This window comes from Blautia sp. BCRC 81119, from assembly GCF_003184505.1.
Lineage (GTDB): Bacteria > Bacillota > Clostridia > Lachnospirales > Lachnospiraceae > Blautia_A > Blautia_A fusiformis.
The window spans coordinates 14,992-31,841 of record NZ_QJHD01000002.1 but is presented as its reverse complement, the minus strand read 5'-3'; the positions used below and the strand labels follow the sequence as shown (position 1 = coordinate 31,841).

Genomic DNA, 16,850 nt, shown 5'->3' with positions numbered 1-16,850 from the left:
AACTATCTTTCCTCTTTAATACAGTTTTCCAAAAAAATACATTTACCACACTCTTCCTTTTTACCCCATTCATCTTCATCAATCCCAATGCACTCCATACATTCAATATAAAAGCTATCTTCACCCAAATCAGCTATCGTAGGATTCTCACTTACGTCTGCTGTGCTATAGTCGTAATAATTTTTTCCCTGCATAATATTACTATTTTGAAAAAACCATTTTTCAGGCCTTGGTGATACATTTACCATACGATTTACAATATTTCGCTTTGTACTTTTAAATTCTCCTGCCGCTGGAGGAAGAATCACACACCGATCTACATATTTATCTTCAGGAAAATTCAGACAAATATAGTGTTTCACTGAAGAATCTATGTAACATAATGGGTCAAATAACTCCTTATAAGTAGAAATATCATTTTCGTTGTGTACTTTTTCCTGACAAATATTCAGCATAATCTTCCAGAAATAACTTAAAAATTTTAAAAACGTCAAATTACACTCTGCTATATTCCTTAATCTACTATTTATAGATTTTTTTCTATATCCTGAAATTTTACTTGCTTCACGCGTACTTAATGTATTTAGCAACTGATATTGTCCCTCTATAGTTTTGCCAATTTCACTTATCCATTGTAAGGTATTCTGATATATCAAATCCAACATACTCATCTGCAAAACAGACATTTCATTATTATTTATGATTTCTCCATATTTTTCGCAAACAAGCCCCAGTAAATAATTTGCAATCGTTTGTTCTGTATTCAGATTAGCAGACTCTTTCATATACTGTTCAAATTCTTTTTTGTCCACTCGTAGCTGTTCAAAATTCGGATTTTCTAACACATAGCGTCGTTGTATGTACGAAATTGCAAGACCAAGTAAAATTAATTGCCATTTTTCCTCGTCCCCATCCTCATCTGGATTTTTATATTCTTCAGCTAATTTTTCCATCAATTTCTGCTTATAGCAATTAATATCCTCTTGTTGAACAATATTAAACTTTGAGACAAAACCTTCCAGAGATTTTTCTGAAGCCATCTTTCTAAAAAGCTTTTCTTTTTGTTCAGACTTCTTATTTGTTGAATAAATATCTGTTCTTAACAAATTAACTGATTCTGCAACATTTAGGTAACTCGCTGACTTATGAAGATTATTTTCAAGTCCAATATAAGTTTTCATATCCGTAATCTCTAGTTTCTTAACTTTTGATTTTCCATGAATATAAAGTTTCGGACTTACCTTTAAAGTACTTTGAAGCATCTCAAGTCTAAGATATTGATAATAAAGATCCGTTAAAATTTCTTTCATATATGGGCTTGTTTTTGGATAATACTTCACTTGAATAAATTCAAATGTATTGTCCTCAAAAAACACATCCACATCCTCGATGTATTCTGAGCAAACATATTTTACATTTTTTTGAAGGAGACACATAATTGTAATAAGATCTTGAAATAAAAATCCTCTAATCTTGTCTGTAGCATCTCTAGCTTTATCCCCTTCATACATAATTGATAACTTCTGTTCATCTGTGTATATTTTCGTATCCACAAATCGGCCCCCTTTATATCATTCCTTTTTGCTTAGCCTTCATTTTTTTATATTTATCCAAAACAATTATTTCAACAAATTCATCACAAGTGTAACCATTACATCTTTCTCTTCAGGTCTTGATTCGGCAATCATTAAAGTAATTGCTACTAATGCACCATCGCTGATTTTCTTTTCTCCATTAACAAACAATGCATTATTTCTGTCAAGAAATTCCAAAAATAGCGAAGCTGCTATTCGTTTGCAACCATCTGCATATGGATGGTCTTTAATCATAAAGTACAACAAATATGCTGCTTTTTCCTCCAATGAAGGATATGCATCATATCCAAATGCACTCTGGTATATAGCTGCAATTATCCCTTTAACCTTACCAGCTTCTTTTTCTACTCCAAAAACATCTGTATTAAACGAATCTCTCATATTATTAACCATCGTAACACACTCATCATATGTAATACGATATGTTGGCATTTTTCCTGAAGGCTTTTTTAAAGCTTGATGATCATATTGGTCTAAAAGAAGCAATGCATCCGTATATTCATTTACTGCTTTAAGTATATCGGCCTCTTCTACATCCAATGCATTTGCCAACATTTTTGTCTGAATATCAACCGTTTTTTCAAGAGCTTGTAAACGTTTTTTGTTTACTACATAACCTTTTAGTATATATTGTTTAAGGATTTCATTAGCCCACTGCCGAAATTCAACACCTCTTTTAGATTTTACCCTATATCCAATCGAAATTATCACATCCAAATTATATAGCTTTGTTTTGTAATTTTTTCCATCTGCCGCAGTTGTCAAGGATTCCTTGACAACTGATTTTTTATCAAGTTCACCCTCTTTAAAACAATTATTAGCATGCAAACTAATATTCTGCTTTGTCGTTTTAAATAATTCTGCCATTTGATTCTGTGTAAGCCATACCGTATTTTTAAGAATCTCTACAGATAATGATATCTCTTTATCTAACGTCTCAAATATTACCAATTCTTTTTTCATGAGATTATCCTTTCAAGATATACCAATGTCTTTCGACTATTTCATTTATAGCATTCTATTTTCCCGATACGATTCAAATATATATGACGGATTTTCGTAATATACACTGCTGTTGTAGTCATCAATCTTTGCACTGATAAAGGAATTGTATACTTTTATTAAAGCATCTACGATTCCAATATTTTCATCTGCAGCAACCATTTTTATCAGCCGCTTATATACTTTTCCAATGTCCCAATGTGATGGAATGCTGTATTTACAATCACCAACATTGTTAAAATTTCCTTCTTGTATTCCTGCTTCTTCAATAAAATCCTCACTGACTCTGTCAATGTTGTCACAATGGTAAATATCTGCCAGGTCATAGATTTTATCAACTCTCTGCTTTCCAAGTTTATTTACAACATCTGCCCGTGTATTCTTTGTTTTCCTGGCAATGTAATCGATCAGGCTGCATGTGTAAAATAAATCGTTATCTTTTTTGCTTTCACGTCCTTCTCCTGCCATTTATAGCACCTCACAATCTCTATACTTCAGGCATTTCAATGATTCTTTGGAACAAAATGCTATCTGATGAGTTGGATACTTGAACTTTGCCAGAACCCAGAACTGTTCTCTGGTAATCGTACCGTCCATGTAATCAGAAACAAAATTATAAATCTGATCGTCTGCCATTGCGCCGATTACAATATCATATTCATGGTCTTTCCCACTCCGACATGCAATTATAAAATCCAACCATTCTTCTGTCATATCTTTGAATTCTTTTATTTTCAGATTCGATTTTAAACGAACATCATAAACAGATACAACCTTCGTATCATATCTCCTGGCCCATCTTTGAGCCTGTTCTTTTATAATTGTACAGTAAAAACCTGTTCCAAAATCTTTTATATTACGGTCTTTTCGAATTTCCGGTTTCTCTACAGCCTGATATCCACCATGATACACCGTCATTATCGCCATTCAGTTTCTCCTTTTTATCCGAAATACTGTTGCATGAGACTGTCGAATAATTTTTGTGTTTCATCCAGTGCTTTTTGCACTTTAACTTTTGATTTATCGACTTGATTAACAAAATTAACATATGATTTTTGCATCTCTATTGGCGGAACTAATACCTTAAAATTTTTTATCATATTTCCATTAAGATTAGGTTGTCCAGCACCTTGTGCCAAACTTCTTAACTTGTCATATGACAGTTCAAAATATTTCCACATAAACATTGAGTCAATTTTATCCGAAGGCAAAATACACGCACATGCTTGATTCGTAGAAGCTTCAATATCCAAATATGCAGTCATGCCCCTCGTTTTTCCTTGACCATACATTGCAACTAAAATTGTACCAGCAGGAACTAGTTTTGCAGAAGAATTAACTAAGCCTTCTTCTGTAATGTACTCATCTACATCAGTGATTACATTATTTTTCAATTCAGTCGTTTTTACCCACGGAATTGTCCCATTATTCCAAAATTCAGCCTTTCCTCTACTTGGAGTACCTCCACTGATAACATCTGATAAATCTTTTAAAGCTAAATATGGATATCCTGTACTTTCATGAATACTTCCAAACATCTCGACAAATCGGGCTTTAATGATGTTATCCAATTCAAGCAATTCTCTTTTTCGAGAGTCAATCACAAACTTACATTTGTCAAGGATATTAACAATTTCATCTTGCTTTTTTCTATTTAAAACAGGAACCGGATACTCCGCTACACATTTAGGCTGCGCTCTTGTTAAAGATCCTCCTATACCAGTTATCTCACTTGTCATAAATTTTTGAAATTTTGGTGTTCTAAAATACCACGCTAAAAACTCAGGATTGTATTCACTATTTCTTATCACTATCCATTCTGATGAAGCAATATTTTGTTTACCTGACTCATCAGAAACCACCCAAACTCTGTTAATTCTTGGATTAATCTTACACAGCAAAATATCATTTTTCCGAACTATTGCTTTATTCGATGCAATTTCATCTCCGCGCAAATACTCAGGATGTCCTGTTGCATAAATAGGAACACTATACATTTCAAAAATAGTATCAGGTGTTTTGGCTGGATTGATACTTTTACTCTTATATTGATTTATATATTTTAATTTAGTATATTCCATCTACATCATTCCACACAAACCCGAATTTTCGAATCTGCTATCCTTTCTTCTATAATCCCAACAACCGTTCCAGTTCATCCATTTCTTTTCCAATTTCCATCTCCAGCTCCCGGATATTGGCCATGATTTCTGATGTTGGCGGATATTCCACCGGAGTGTATTCGATTTCTTTGTATTTATTGATGCTGAGATCATAATCATTCTCTACAATATCTTTTTTCGGTACCATAAATGACTGGTCTGTTCGTTTCCGTTCTGCTTCTTTATCAAGGTTTTTGAAACGCTCTATAATATCCGGAATGTCATTCTCTGTGACCGGAGTACGTTTATCGTCCAGACTGAATCCGTCTGCATTCATATCGTAGAACCATACCTGATCTGTTCCACCGTGTTCTGTTTTTGTAAAAATGAGGATCGCTGTGGATACTCCTGCATAGGGTTTAAATACACCGGAAGGCATGGATATTACAGCTTCCAGTCTCTGATTCTCAACGATTTCTTTTCGGATGGATTTATGTGCCCGTGATGATCCGAAAAGTACACCATCTGGTACAATACAGGCGCATCTTCCTCCAATTTTCATAATCCTCAGGAACAAAGCCAGAAATAAAAGTTCTGTTTTCTTTGTCTTGCAAACTTTAAGAAGATCTCCTGAAACAGATTCTGCATCCAGGCTTCCTTTAAAAGGAGGGTTTGCCAGCACAAGAGAATACTGATCTTTATCTGCATTCTGATCAGATAAGCTATCCCGATACTCAATATAAGGATTTTCTATTCCGTGAGTCATCATATTCATAGCTCCAATACGAAGCATGGTGCGGTCCATATCGTATCCATGGAACATATGATTCATGTAATGATTTTTTTTCTGCTTATCATAAAAAATTTCTTCTTTTCTTTTTTCTTTCAGATATTCTCCTGCTGCAACCAGAAATCCGGAGGTTCCACATGACGGATCACAGATAATCTCATCACTGGACGGATCCATCATCTCAACCATCATCCGGATAATATGTCTTGGTGTACGGAACTGTCCATTCCGTCCGGACTGAGCTATTTTTGAAAGAAGATATTCATATACATCTCCTCTGACATCTGCTGTCTGGATTTCATTCATAAGTTTGTAAATTTCATCCAGAGAATCCACCACTTTGGATAAAAGGAGTGGTGTCGGAAGCTTAAATATCGCATCGTCCATATATTTGGAATATGCACTGTTTTTATCATTATGAAGATTTTTTATAAACGGAAATACCCATTCCTGCATGATCATATACATTCTGTCTGCCGGAAAATCATGGAATACGGACCATTTCAGCTGACTTCCGTCAATTGTTCTCTCACCTATTTTTACTTCTCCGGAAAAAATACTCTGAAATGGCAAGCCAAGCATTGCACTTTCTCTTGCACGCATATTATCGGAATCATCCAGATCATGAATAAACATCAGGTATGTAATCTGTTCGATTACTTCCAGTGGATTGACAAGTCCTCCTGCCGCAAATATATCCCATAAACCATCTATTTTGTTTTTTAATTCACCAGTGATCATTTTTTATCTCCCATCTATTACTCATTATTCCAGGTATATTTCGTATACCTTCCGCCGCCGATTTTTAAAATTTTTTCTGCTGTCAGTAATTCTGCCAGTGTTCTCTGTATCGTTACCACACTAATATCCGGACACTTTTCTGCGATTTCCTTTTTTGTAATTGTTCCCAGAGTGTTTTTTATAATCTCTTCTATTCGCTCCGGTTTTGATATATTCTGCGTTATCAGCAATTTTATTCTTGAAGAAAACTCTCTGTATGCTCCTACGATAACGCCAAGCATATATTTTACAAATGGTACATAATCATTCTTATTCTCATACCAGTTCTCAGAACTTTCCCTTAAACATTCATAGTATAATTCCTTTGAATTTTCTATCATTCTCTCGATACTGATATATTTTCCCACAATATAGCCGGATCTGTACAAAAGTAACAGTGTAAGTAAACGGCTCATTCTTCCATTGCCGTCATTAAACGGATGTATGCATAGGAAATCCAGAATAAACATTGGAATCAAAAGAAGCGGATCTATTTCTCCTGTTGCCATTGCCTCTTCAAATGCTCTGCATAGTTCTTCCATTGCTTCCGGTGTTTCCCATGCCGGTACTGGTTTAAACCGTATTTTTTTTATTCCCTGAGAATCTTCTTCCTCAATGACATTATCTGCAGTTTTATATTTCCCTCCAATATTGTAACTTTCAAATTTATACAAATCTCTGTGAAGCTGTAAAATAATCGCAGACTTTGGTGGGATATGGTCATGGCTTTCATGAATTGTATTCAATACATCTCTGTATCCGGCAATCTCCTGTTCATTTCTTGTTCTTGGCCTTGTTTTGTCTTTTACCAATTCCCGCAATCTAATGTCTGATGTATAAATACCTTCTATTTTATTGGAACTTTCCGTACTTTGAATCTTGGCGATTTCAACTAATTGTGTAAGAGTATCTGCTTTGGCCTCAATAAAAAGAGTTTGTTCTCCTTTAAATTCATGTATCTGTGTCAGGTAAGATACAATTTCAGGAGTCAACAGATTTTTCCACTTTTCCCGATAATCAAACTGTCTCATATATTTTTCATCACCTTCTTTATCACTCTTTTTGGATTTTATTTACTTCAAGTATATAAATCAATCTTATCATTGTCAACTTTAATTTGATCATTTTCGCAAGAATGATTAAATTGAAAGTGAAATGATAAAATTAAAAAGCCCAACAATAAATGCTTCTGCACGGATCTTCAGCATTTACTGTCGGACTTTTATCCTTTTTATTCCTTTTTGAAATATATCACAATATCACATTTTGGGGCAAAAGATTATTCTGCGTGGTCTTTCAGGTACTCTGCACGTCCCTCTTCGTAGAGGTTATTTCCCTCGCTGTCAATGATGACTACAAGCGGCATGTCTTCCACATAAAGCTTGCGGAGTGCTTCTGCTCCGAGGTCTTCGTAAGCGATAAGCTCTGCTTTTTTGATGCATTTTGCAAGAAGTGCACCTGCACCGCCGATGGCTCCGAAATATACGCCGTCATATTTTTTCATTGCATCTACGACTTCCGGAAGGCGGGCACCTTTTCCGATCATTCCTCTGGCGCCTACGGACATCATGGTCGGTGCATAGGCATCCATACGGCCGCTGGTTGTAGGGCCTGCGGAGCCGATGACTTCGCCTGGTTTTGCCGGAGTCGGACCTACATAGTAAATGGTAGCATCTGTAGGGTCAAAAGGAATCTTTTCTCCTTTTGCAAGGGCCTCGCACATTCTCTTGTGACCTGCATCACGGGACGTATAGATGGTTCCTGTCAGTAAAACCTGGTCGCCTGCATGGAGAGTTCTTGCCAGCTCTCTTGTCAGAGGCAGTGTGATCTTTCTTCTTTCCATATTAAAGCACCTCCGTTTTATGACGTGTTACATGGCAGTTGATATTAACTGCACATGGCATACCTGCGATATGAGTAGGCATAGTCTCAATGTTCAGACCGATAGCTGTGGTCTTTCCGCCAAAGCCCTGAGGTCCGATACCAAGCTTGTTGATCTTCTCCAGCATCTCTTTCTCAAGATCTGCATAGTAAGGATCCGGGTTCTCTGTATTCAGAGGACGCATCAGCGCTTTCTTTGCAAGAAGTGCACATTTGTCAAAAGTTCCTCCGATACCAACACCAACTACCATAGGAGGACATGGGTTCGGACCTGCAGTTTCTACAACCTCAAGAATGAAATCCTTGATTCCCTGAAGGCCTGCAGATGGCTTGAACATACGGATCTGGCTCATATTCTCGCTTCCGAAGCCTTTTGGTCCTACAGTTACTTTCACCTGATCTCCAGGAACGATCTCTGTATAGATCATAGCCGGTGTATTGTCACCTGTGTTTCCACGGCGTACCGGATCCTTGACAACGGATTTTCTCAGGTAACCTTTATCGTATCCGCGGCGTACACCTTCATTAATGGCATCATTTAAATCTCCGCCTGTAAAGTGGACATCCTGACCAATTTCAAGGAATACGCATGCCATTCCGGTATCCTGACAGATCGGAACATTCTCACTGTCCGCGATATCAAAATTCTCGATAATGTTATCAAGGACACCTTTTGCGATCTCGCCGTCCTCGCAGGCACGGCAGGTTTTGATAGCATCCTTCACATCTTCCGGGAGATGTTCATTGGCTTCGATACAGAGTTTTTCGATAATCTCTGTAAGTCTGTTTACTTCGATTTCTCTCATAATAGACTCCTTTCGCTTATCTCATATGTTTTTATTATCATAACATATTGTTAACGTTCGTGGCGGGCATATTTCGGCAGAAGCATAGGAGATACGTCTCCTGTATCAACTCCTGCATTTTTCAGTTCCTCTTCATATTTTCTGATATGATCCAGATTCATAGTGCCAAGCTCTACCTCTTTGCATTTGGCAGCTGCTTTTTTACCTGCATTTCGTCCGAATACAATTACATCAAGAAGAGAGTTGCCCATCAGTCGGTTTCTTCCGTGGATTCCGCCTGCTGCCTCTCCTGCAACCAAAAGGTTCGGGATTTCTTTTGTAAAGCCGTCTCCGTTGATCTCAAGTCCGCCGTTCTGATAATGAAGGGTCGGGTAGATCACGATCGGGACTTTTCTCATATCAATGCCGTAATTCATGTACATACGGAACATGGCAGGGATCCTCTTTTCGATAGTTCCCTCACCGCCCAGGATCTCGATCATCGGAGTATCCAGCCATACACCTTTTCGTCCACCTGGAACTTCCACGCCACGGCCTTCCTCACACTCACGGATAACACCGGAAGCATTTACGTCACGGGTTTCCAGCGGATGGATATAAGCTTCTCCGTTTGCATTTACAAGCTGTGCACCAACGGAACGAACCTTCTCTGTTACCAGGGCACCAAGGATCTGTGACGGATAGATCGCACCTGTTGGATGATACTGGATAGAATCCTGGTAAAGAAGGGAAGCGCCTGCTCTGTATCCAAGCACGAGTCCGTCAGCAGTTGCTCCGTAGTGATTGGAGGTCGGGAATCCCTGATAATGCATTCTTCCTGCACCACCGGTTGCAATTACAACTGTTTTTGCTCTTGCAACGGAATAGTCTCCGGTTTCCATGTTGAGAAGGACTGCACCGGCAGTCTGACCTTTTTCATCCTTCAGAAGTTCTACAGCGGATGTAAATTCCACTACCGGGATCTTAAGATTTAAGACCTCATCACGGATAGTACGCATGATCTCTGATCCGGAATAATCCTTTGCAGCATGCATTCTCTTTCTGGAGGTACCGCCGCCATGTGTAGTGACCATGGTTCCGTCTTCTGCTTTATCAAACTCAACACCAAGGTCGTTGAGCCATTTGATCGCATCCGGTGCTTCCATTACCAGTCTTTTTACAAGCTCCGGTTTTGCGGCAAAATGTCCGCCTCCAAAGCAGTCCAGATAATGCTGTACCGGGGAATCATTTTCTTTATCTGCTGCCTGGATCCCGCCTTCTGCCATCATGGTGTTGGCATCACCGATACGGAGCTTTGTAACGATCATAACGTTGGCACCTGCGTTGTGGGCCTCGATGGCACAGGAAGAGCCTGCTCCGCCACCGCCGATGATCAGTACATCTACATCATAATCGATTTTTGTAAGATCGATTTTTTCGTTGAGCAGACGGCTTTCTGAATGGAGCATTTTTGTCAGTTCCAGTGGTGCTTTCTGTCCCTTGTTCGGTCCTACCTTAATCTCTGCAAATGCATCCGGGTTATAATCCGGATGGAATTTTTTGAGAAGAGCATCTTTCTCATCTGCACTCAGACGTCTTGGCTCTGTTGCCATACGCTCCGCTCTTGTAGCCTCTACCTTTTTGATGGATTCCATCATATTTTCTGGATATGGTGCATACATGTTTTACGCCCTCCTACTTCTCGATTTCTCTGCTGTTGTAAAGTTCCTGCATCTCTGTGATCGGCTTCTGCATGATCTTCTCGATCATACCGTCAAATTTGCCCTCGTGGATCTCTTCCACACGTTTCTCCAGATGCTCGCTTTTCGGCGCAATATATTTTCCGGTGAGACGTCTTGCCAGAAGGCCTACCATCGGATGGGAAATTCCTGCCGGACATCTTACGGAACAGCAGCCGCAGCTTACACAGTCAAAGGATTCCTCTGCACATTTTTCAAGCTCACCTCTCTGCGCATATGCAATATACTGCATGACATTTAAGTCCTGTGTACAGGCCTTTGTGCAGGCATTGCATCCGATGCAGCTGTAGATCTCCGGATAAAGCTCCATCATTACCTGCTGGTTCGGCTTAAGATCTTCTATATTATAAAGTCTCTTGTCTGTAGGGAAGAACGGGATACTTGCCACATACATTCCTTCCTGCACCTGTGTCTGACAGGCGAGACAGGTTTTCAGCTCATTCTGTCCCTTGATCCTGTAGATGGTCGCGCAGGCGCCGCAGAATCCGTGTCTGCAGCCGCATCCTCTTTTTAATGTATAACCGGCATATTCCATAGCTGTCATAATGGTCAGATCACCGGGAACGCTGTATTTTTTACCGAAAAAATATACGTTTACCATATTATTTTCCATGTTGGTGTCCTTTCTTTTATCCAAATCGTACGCCATGTGGAACAGCCATCTCACACGTGCCCGTCGCAACGCTCTGCTGAACTAAGTACTAACTGCGACTAAGGAGTTCAGGAGAGCCTTCACTCCTAAGTCTTCGTAAGTACTGGATTTCAGCGCCGCTAAAACCGCTCCTAAAATGGGCATCTTAGCGAGATGGCTGTTCCACATGGCTGTGTACTGGCTATAACCAGCGCATATATTTGAAAGTTTCTTAAGGTGCAATCTATAACTTAGTACTCATTAGGTAATTCATCCACCTCATCACATCGGAATACCGGGCCGTCTTTGCAGACGTATTTGTCTCCGATGTTGCAGCGGCCGCATTTTCCGACACCGCATTTCATACGAAGCTCCAGTGTGGTATATACCTGATCTCTGGAGAAGCCCAGCTCTTCCAGTCCTGCCAGAACGAATTTGATCATGATCGGCGGGCCGCAGACCAGAGCGGTCTTATTGGTATCAAAACCAATCTCCTTCAGATAATTCGGAACAAATCCTACATGACCGTCCCAGCCTTCCTGCTCGCGGTCAATGGTAAGATATACATTTACACCTTCTGTTTTCATCCATACTTCCTGGATTTCCTTAAGCTGCACCAGATCATCTGCGGAACGGGAACCATAGAGAATATCTACTGTTCCGTAATCCTCACGGTTATCCAGCACATAATTGATCACAGAACGAAGAGGTGCCAGACCGATTCCACCTGCGATAAACAGGAGATTTTTTCCCTTTAACTTATCTTCCACCGGAAAATGATTTCCGTATGGTCCGCGGACTGCGATCTCATCTCCAACCTGAAGGCTGTGGAGATAATCGGTAAGGGATCCGCATTTTTTGATGCTGAATTCCTGATAATCCTTTACAGTCGGAGAAGAAGTAATGGAAAACATACCTTCACTGACTCCTGGTGCACAGACCATGGCACACTGTCCTGGCATATGCTCGAAAAGCTTTCCACCCTCCGGAGCTTCCACACGGAAGGTTTTTACATCCGGTGTCTCCTGACGGATATCTGTGATCACGCCAACCTTGGGGATCAGCGTATCCAGTGTATAATTTTTATGACAGGTACATTCACTCATTCTTTTCACCTCCCTGTTTTTCAAAGGCCTTGATGACTTTTACGATATTTAAAGATTCCGGACATTTCTCCACGCAGCGGCCGCAGCCAACACAGGAGAACATGCCGTCATTATTTAACGGATAATAAACAAGCTTATGCATAAATCTCTGACGGAATCTCTGCATCTGGCTGGTACGGTTGTTTCCGTGAGCCATCATGGTAAAATCAGAGTACATGCAGGAATCCCAGCAGCGGTAACGGTGAACACCGTGCCCTGTGTCGTAATCCTTAATGTCATAGCACTGACAGGTCGGACATACGAAGGTACAGGTTCCGCAGGCAAGACAAGGCTTGTACAGTTTCTCCCATACAGGAGAATTGAAACGGTCCATGTATTCTTCCTGCGCCCATCCTTCCAGTGAAAGATGTGTATATGGAAGAAGCTCGATAATGTCACGGATCGCCTTCTTTTCCCCTTCTACCTTTGTCTCATCAGCGTCTGCCAAAAGCTCCTTCACAGCTTCTGTCAGAGCATTTCCTTTTTCTGTGAGAGGCTTCCAGAAAAGTTCTCCCTCGATGATCCAGGCTGCAACATCTGCTTCCGGATCTGCGGCATCAATGCCAAATACTTTACAGAAGCAGCTTTCCTCCGGTTCATGACAGGCAAGAGCTACGATAGTTCCATGTTCTCTTCTTGCCTGGTAAAAAGTATCCACCGGATCCCCAAGAAACACCTTGTCGAGGACCTTCACGCCCTGTACATCACAGGCTCTCATTCCGAATACAACAAAATTCTGGTCTTTCAGCGCCTGAGGCTCAATGCTGATATTTTTTCCGTCCTTTTTACAGGTATAGAGATTTTCACTCTGCGGAAAGAAAGCATCCTTCGGTGATTTCACGGTTTTCAGTGTTTCAAGGGAAACTTCTGCATCCTCGCTCCATGCCTTGAAGTTCACCTGTTCACTTACCTTTACCGGTAAATATAATTCCTGGTCTGCGGCAATTTTCCGGAATAATGCCGGCAGATTTTCTACTGCGATCTTATACATACATTATCCCCTTTCTGCCACGATCCCTGGCTCTACATCCTCAAAGGTAAAGCTGGTAAGCGAACCCTTTGACTCCGCATCCTCGCCTGCCTGGTACTCACCGTAAAATTTATCAATATCCTTGATAAACTTACGGTTAAACAGATGAAGGGGAATTCCCTGCGGGCAGACTCTGCTGCACTCGCCACAGTCCGTACATCTTCCGGCTACATGGAAGGCACGGATCACATGGAACATCTTTTCCTCAAAGGAATCCACATTTGCCTTCTGGGCGCTGTCGAACTTGTTGCTGTCAAAAACGCATTTGCGGCAGCTGCAGGCCGGACATACATTACGGCAGGCATTACAGCGGATACATTTACTCAGCTCGCTCTGCCAGAATGCAAATTTTTCTTCCGGACTCATTGCCTCGATCCGCTCAACTTCTGCGAAACGGTCAGCGTCCTTTGTCTCCTTTGACTCACCAATCAGTTCATCGTAAATTTTATGCTCTTTTCCTTTACATACATGGCAGCGTTCCAGCATGGCATCTTTGTATGCACAGGTTTTTTCTCCGTAAACAGTATCCACAGTCAATGTCTCTGCATCTCCGGTAATCTCTGTTCCGGAAATTCCCCGGATACCCTTGATCCCCATTTTGCGGATCTTTTCAATATCCAGCTTTCCTTTACAGCCAACACCTACGATATAGGCTTTTTCTCTGTCTACACGATGCTCTTTCAAAAGCTGGTTAAAGCTATATGTATCGCAGGGCTTCAGACAGACCATGGTTTTTCCTTCCAGCTTGGAAGCTTCGATCATATATTTGCTTAAATTGGCACCGCAGAATCCATCATAGACAAAATCCTCCAGAGATTCCGGTGTTTCAAAATAGGCTGGTTCCGGATTAAAGGCAAGATCTCCGGCTTTCCACCCAAGAACCCGGACTACCGTGCCATCTGCAAGCAGTTCTTTTGCACGTTTTATCAGCTCCTGCATCTTATATCCTCCAATCTCACGTTTTTACCAAGTGAATGGATCTTCTCAACAAACTCATTCATAGTCTGTGAAAATTTCACGCCTTCTGCGGCAGATACCCATTCCACACGTGTTCTTCCGTTTTCCACCCCAATATAATCCAGCATTGAAAACAGAAGTGTCATACGTCTTCTTGCATAATAGTTTCCGGTACTGTAATGGCAGTCTCCCGGATGGCATCCGCACATGATCACACCATCGGCTCCTTTTTCAAAGGCACGGAGGATGAACATGGGATTGACACGGCAGGAACATGGAACACGGATGATCTTTACATCCGCCGGATAGCTTAAACGGCTGCTTCCGGCAAGGTCTGCTCCGGCGTAGCTACACCAGTTACAGCAGAATGCCACGATCTTTGGTCTGAATTCTTCCTTTGTTTCTATCGACATATTGCATCCACCTCCGCGATAATCTGTCTGTTGGAGAAGCCCTGAAGGTCCATGGCTCCTGACGGGCAGGCTACTGTGCAGGCACCGCAGCCCTGGCAAAGTGCTGTATTGACAACCGCAACTCTTCTTGTCTCACGGATACCGTGATCGTTGACCTGTTTCTCCTCATAGGAAATCGCTCCGTAAGGACATACATTTGCACAGGTAGAGCATCCGTTACAGAGAAGCTCGTCGGATTTTGCCGTACATGGATTGGTTGTCAGCTTGTCCTTTGCAAGAAGTCCTATGGCCTTAACAGCCGCAGCTCCTGCCTGGGCAACTGTCTCCGGGATATCCTTTGGTCCCTGGCATACACCGGAAAGGAAAATTCCTGCTGTCGGTGATTCTACAGGACGAAGCTTTGCATGAGCTTCTGTAAGGAAATTGTTGGTGTCAATACTTGCAGTAAGCATGGTAGCGATCTTACGTACATCCGGATTTGGCTCAATGGCTGTTGCAAGAACTACCATATCTGCTTTCTTGAAGATCTGCTTATTATCAAGAAGATCCGAGCCCTGAACAAGAAGTGTTCCATCCGGCTGCGGAATTACTTTTCCTACCTGACCTTTGATGTAGTTTACGTTATACTGCTCAACTGCTCTTCTGTAAAACTCATCGAAGTTTTTACCAGGTGTACGGACATCAATATAAAATACCGTCACATTGGTATCCGGATATTTATCACGGATCAGCATGGCATGCTTAGCTGTGTACATACAGCAGATCTTGGAACAGTATGGCTTTCCACGGTCATCGGAGCAACGGCTTCCAACACACTGGATAAATACGATCTCCTTCGGTGCTTTTCCATCGGAAAGACGCTCAAGATGTCCTTTTGTAGGTCCTGCAGCATTCATGATACGCTCCAGCTCCAGAGATGTGATCACATCCTTGCTCTGGCTGTATGCGTATTCATCATATTTGTCAAGCTTGATGGTATCAAATCCGGTTGCCACCACGATTGCTCCGTATTTCTGTGTTACGATCTCATCCTGCTGGTCGTAATCAATGGCTCCTGCCTGACATACTTTGGAGCAGACACCACATTTGCCTGTCTTAAATTTCAGGCAATGCTCTCTGTCGATCACAGGAACATTTGGAATCGCCTGTGCAAACGGAGTATAAATAGCTGACCGGTTGTTCAGCCCTCTGTTGAACTCATTTGGAATCTTTTTGGAAGGACATTTTTCCTGGCAGACTCCACAGCCTGTACATTTGTCCATGTTGACACTTCGCGCTTTTTTGCGGATATCAACAGTAAAATCTCCTACAAAACCTGCAACTTTTTCTACTTCACTGTATGTATAGATATTGATCTTTTCGTGAGCTGCAGCCTCTACCATTTTTGGAGTAAGGATACATGCGGAGCAATCCAGAGTAGGGAAGGTTTTGTCAAGCTGTGACATTCTTCCGCCGATACTTGGTGTTTTTTCCACAATATCAACTTCATAGCCTGCATCGGCAATATCAAGAGCCGTCTGGATTCCGGCGATACCGCCTCCGATGATCAGGGCTCTCTTTGTAACCTGGCTTTCTCCCGGCTGAAGAGGAGCATTTAAATTGACTTTTGCTACTGCTGCTCTTGCAAGGATCACGGCCTTCTCCGTAGCCTCCTGCATATCCTTGTGGATCCAGGAACAGTGCTCACGGATATTTGCGATCTCCACCATATATGGATTCAGGCCGGCCTTTTCCGCTGCTTTACGGAAAGTTGCCTCATGCATACGCGGAGAACAGGAACAGACAACCACTCCTGTGAGATTTTTTTCACGGATGGCTTCCTGGATCCTGGACTGTCCTGCTTCAGAACACATATACTGATAATCTTCTGCATGGACAACTCCTGGCTCTTTTGCAATGATCTCCACAACCTTTTTCACGTCTACCGTAGCGGCAATATTACTTCCGCAATGACAGACAAATACACCGATTCTCTGCAC

The 16,850-nt window shown here is 41.3% G+C and carries 16 protein-coding genes; all 16 read right to left on the bottom strand.

Going from position 1 to position 16,850, the window contains the following annotated elements:
• Positions 1-2: 2 nt before the first annotated feature.
• The 16 genes from DMI82_RS01220 to DMI82_RS01145 all read right to left on the bottom strand — a co-directional run bounded on the left by DMI82_RS01220 (position 3) and on the right by DMI82_RS01145 (position 16,850).
• Positions 3-1,553 (bottom strand): hypothetical protein, encoded by a 1,551-nt coding sequence (locus DMI82_RS01220; RefSeq protein ID WP_110102154.1) that lies wholly within the window; start codon positions 1,551-1,553, stop codon positions 3-5.
• 66 nt (positions 1,554-1,619) lie between these two features.
• On the bottom strand, positions 1,620-2,558 hold the full coding sequence (rhuM, locus tag DMI82_RS01215) for a RhuM family protein (RefSeq protein WP_110102152.1): 939 nt from the start codon (positions 2,556-2,558) through the stop codon (positions 1,620-1,622).
• A gap of 45 nt (positions 2,559-2,603) precedes the next feature.
• Positions 2,604-3,065, bottom strand: a complete 462-nt coding sequence (locus DMI82_RS01210; protein WP_110102150.1) for a hypothetical protein — start codon at positions 3,063-3,065, stop codon at positions 2,604-2,606.
• Positions 3,066-3,524 (bottom strand): DUF3990 domain-containing protein, encoded by a 459-nt coding sequence (locus DMI82_RS01205; protein WP_110102148.1) that lies wholly within the window; start codon positions 3,522-3,524, stop codon positions 3,066-3,068.
• A gap of 14 nt (positions 3,525-3,538) precedes the next feature.
• On the bottom strand, positions 3,539-4,678 hold the full coding sequence (locus DMI82_RS01200; RefSeq protein WP_110102146.1) for a restriction endonuclease subunit S: 1,140 nt from the start codon (positions 4,676-4,678) through the stop codon (positions 3,539-3,541).
• 49 nt (positions 4,679-4,727) lie between these two features.
• A complete protein-coding gene (locus DMI82_RS01195) occupies positions 4,728-6,230 on the bottom strand; it encodes a class I SAM-dependent DNA methyltransferase (RefSeq protein WP_110102144.1) in 1,503 nt (500 codons plus the stop codon).
• 17 nt (positions 6,231-6,247) lie between these two features.
• Positions 6,248-7,300 carry a Fic family protein gene (locus DMI82_RS01190; protein ID WP_110102142.1) on the bottom strand — a complete coding sequence of 351 codons (1,053 nt, stop codon included), beginning with the start codon at positions 7,298-7,300 and terminating at the stop codon, positions 6,248-6,250.
• Between the two features lie 248 nt (positions 7,301-7,548).
• Positions 7,549-8,112: a Fe-S-containing hydro-lyase gene (locus tag DMI82_RS01185; RefSeq protein ID WP_022426051.1), complete on the bottom strand. Its 564-nt coding sequence runs from the start codon at positions 8,110-8,112 to the stop codon at positions 7,549-7,551.
• A 1-nt stretch (position 8,113) separates the two neighbouring features.
• Positions 8,114-8,956, bottom strand: coding sequence for a fumarate hydratase (locus DMI82_RS01180; protein ID WP_015524694.1), 843 nt, complete (start codon positions 8,954-8,956; stop codon positions 8,114-8,116).
• A 50-nt stretch (positions 8,957-9,006) separates the two neighbouring features.
• The gene (locus DMI82_RS01175) at positions 9,007-10,617 is read right to left on the bottom strand and encodes an FAD-dependent oxidoreductase (RefSeq protein ID WP_022426050.1); all 1,611 of its coding nucleotides are present in this window, start codon (positions 10,615-10,617) and stop codon (positions 9,007-9,009) included.
• Positions 10,618-10,630: 13 nt separating this feature from the next.
• Positions 10,631-11,344, bottom strand: coding sequence for a 2Fe-2S iron-sulfur cluster-binding protein (locus tag DMI82_RS01170; RefSeq protein ID WP_330409178.1), 714 nt, complete (start codon positions 11,342-11,344; stop codon positions 10,631-10,633).
• Positions 11,345-11,577: 233 nt separating this feature from the next.
• Positions 11,578-12,432 carry an FAD/NAD(P)-binding protein gene (locus DMI82_RS01165; RefSeq protein WP_015524689.1) on the bottom strand — a complete coding sequence of 285 codons (855 nt, stop codon included), beginning with the start codon at positions 12,430-12,432 and terminating at the stop codon, positions 11,578-11,580.
• Positions 12,425-13,462 (bottom strand): 4Fe-4S dicluster domain-containing protein, encoded by a 1,038-nt coding sequence (locus DMI82_RS01160; protein ID WP_110102140.1) that lies wholly within the window; start codon positions 13,460-13,462, stop codon positions 12,425-12,427. The genes DMI82_RS01165 and DMI82_RS01160 overlap by 8 nt, the downstream gene beginning before the upstream one ends.
• A gap of 3 nt (positions 13,463-13,465) precedes the next feature.
• Positions 13,466-14,440 carry a 4Fe-4S dicluster domain-containing protein gene (locus tag DMI82_RS01155; RefSeq protein WP_110102138.1) on the bottom strand — a complete coding sequence of 325 codons (975 nt, stop codon included), beginning with the start codon at positions 14,438-14,440 and terminating at the stop codon, positions 13,466-13,468.
• Positions 14,428-14,871: a hydrogenase iron-sulfur subunit gene (locus DMI82_RS01150; protein ID WP_015524686.1), complete on the bottom strand. Its 444-nt coding sequence runs from the start codon at positions 14,869-14,871 to the stop codon at positions 14,428-14,430. The genes DMI82_RS01155 and DMI82_RS01150 overlap by 13 nt, the downstream gene beginning before the upstream one ends.
• Positions 14,862-16,850, bottom strand: a complete 1,989-nt coding sequence (locus tag DMI82_RS01145; protein ID WP_059085575.1) for a CoB--CoM heterodisulfide reductase iron-sulfur subunit A family protein — start codon at positions 16,848-16,850, stop codon at positions 14,862-14,864. The genes DMI82_RS01150 and DMI82_RS01145 overlap by 10 nt, the downstream gene beginning before the upstream one ends.

What these genes read in the sequence shown, in the direction of transcription:
- DMI82_RS01195 (WP_110102144.1), bottom strand. Translation starts at nt 6,230, where the DNA reads ATGATCACTGGTGAATTAAAAAACAAAATAGATGGTTTATGGGATATA.
- DMI82_RS01165 (WP_015524689.1), bottom strand. Translation starts at nt 12,432, where the DNA reads ATGAGTGAATGTACCTGTCATAAAAATTATACACTGGATACGCTGATC.
- DMI82_RS01190 (WP_110102142.1), bottom strand. Translation starts at nt 7,300, where the DNA reads ATGAGACAGTTTGATTATCGGGAAAAGTGGAAAAATCTGTTGACTCCT.
- DMI82_RS01185 (WP_022426051.1), bottom strand. Translation starts at nt 8,112, where the DNA reads ATGGAAAGAAGAAAGATCACACTGCCTCTGACAAGAGAGCTGGCAAGA.
- DMI82_RS01150 (WP_015524686.1), bottom strand. Translation starts at nt 14,871, where the DNA reads ATGTCGATAGAAACAAAGGAAGAATTCAGACCAAAGATCGTGGCATTC.
- DMI82_RS01160 (WP_110102140.1), bottom strand. Translation starts at nt 13,462, where the DNA reads ATGTATAAGATCGCAGTAGAAAATCTGCCGGCATTATTCCGGAAAATT.
- DMI82_RS01170 (WP_330409178.1), bottom strand. Translation starts at nt 11,344, where the DNA reads ATGGCGTACGATTTGGATAAAAGAAAGGACACCAACATGGAAAATAAT.
- DMI82_RS01155 (WP_110102138.1), bottom strand. Translation starts at nt 14,440, where the DNA reads ATGCAGGAGCTGATAAAACGTGCAAAAGAACTGCTTGCAGATGGCACG.
- DMI82_RS01175 (WP_022426050.1), bottom strand. Translation starts at nt 10,617, where the DNA reads ATGTATGCACCATATCCAGAAAATATGATGGAATCCATCAAAAAGGTA.
- DMI82_RS01210 (WP_110102150.1), bottom strand. Translation starts at nt 3,065, where the DNA reads ATGGCAGGAGAAGGACGTGAAAGCAAAAAAGATAACGATTTATTTTAC.
- DMI82_RS01205 (WP_110102148.1), bottom strand. Translation starts at nt 3,524, where the DNA reads ATGGCGATAATGACGGTGTATCATGGTGGATATCAGGCTGTAGAGAAA.
- DMI82_RS01200 (WP_110102146.1), bottom strand. Translation starts at nt 4,678, where the DNA reads ATGGAATATACTAAATTAAAATATATAAATCAATATAAGAGTAAAAGT.
- DMI82_RS01180 (WP_015524694.1), bottom strand. Translation starts at nt 8,956, where the DNA reads ATGAGAGAAATCGAAGTAAACAGACTTACAGAGATTATCGAAAAACTC.
- rhuM (WP_110102152.1), bottom strand. Translation starts at nt 2,558, where the DNA reads ATGAAAAAAGAATTGGTAATATTTGAGACGTTAGATAAAGAGATATCA.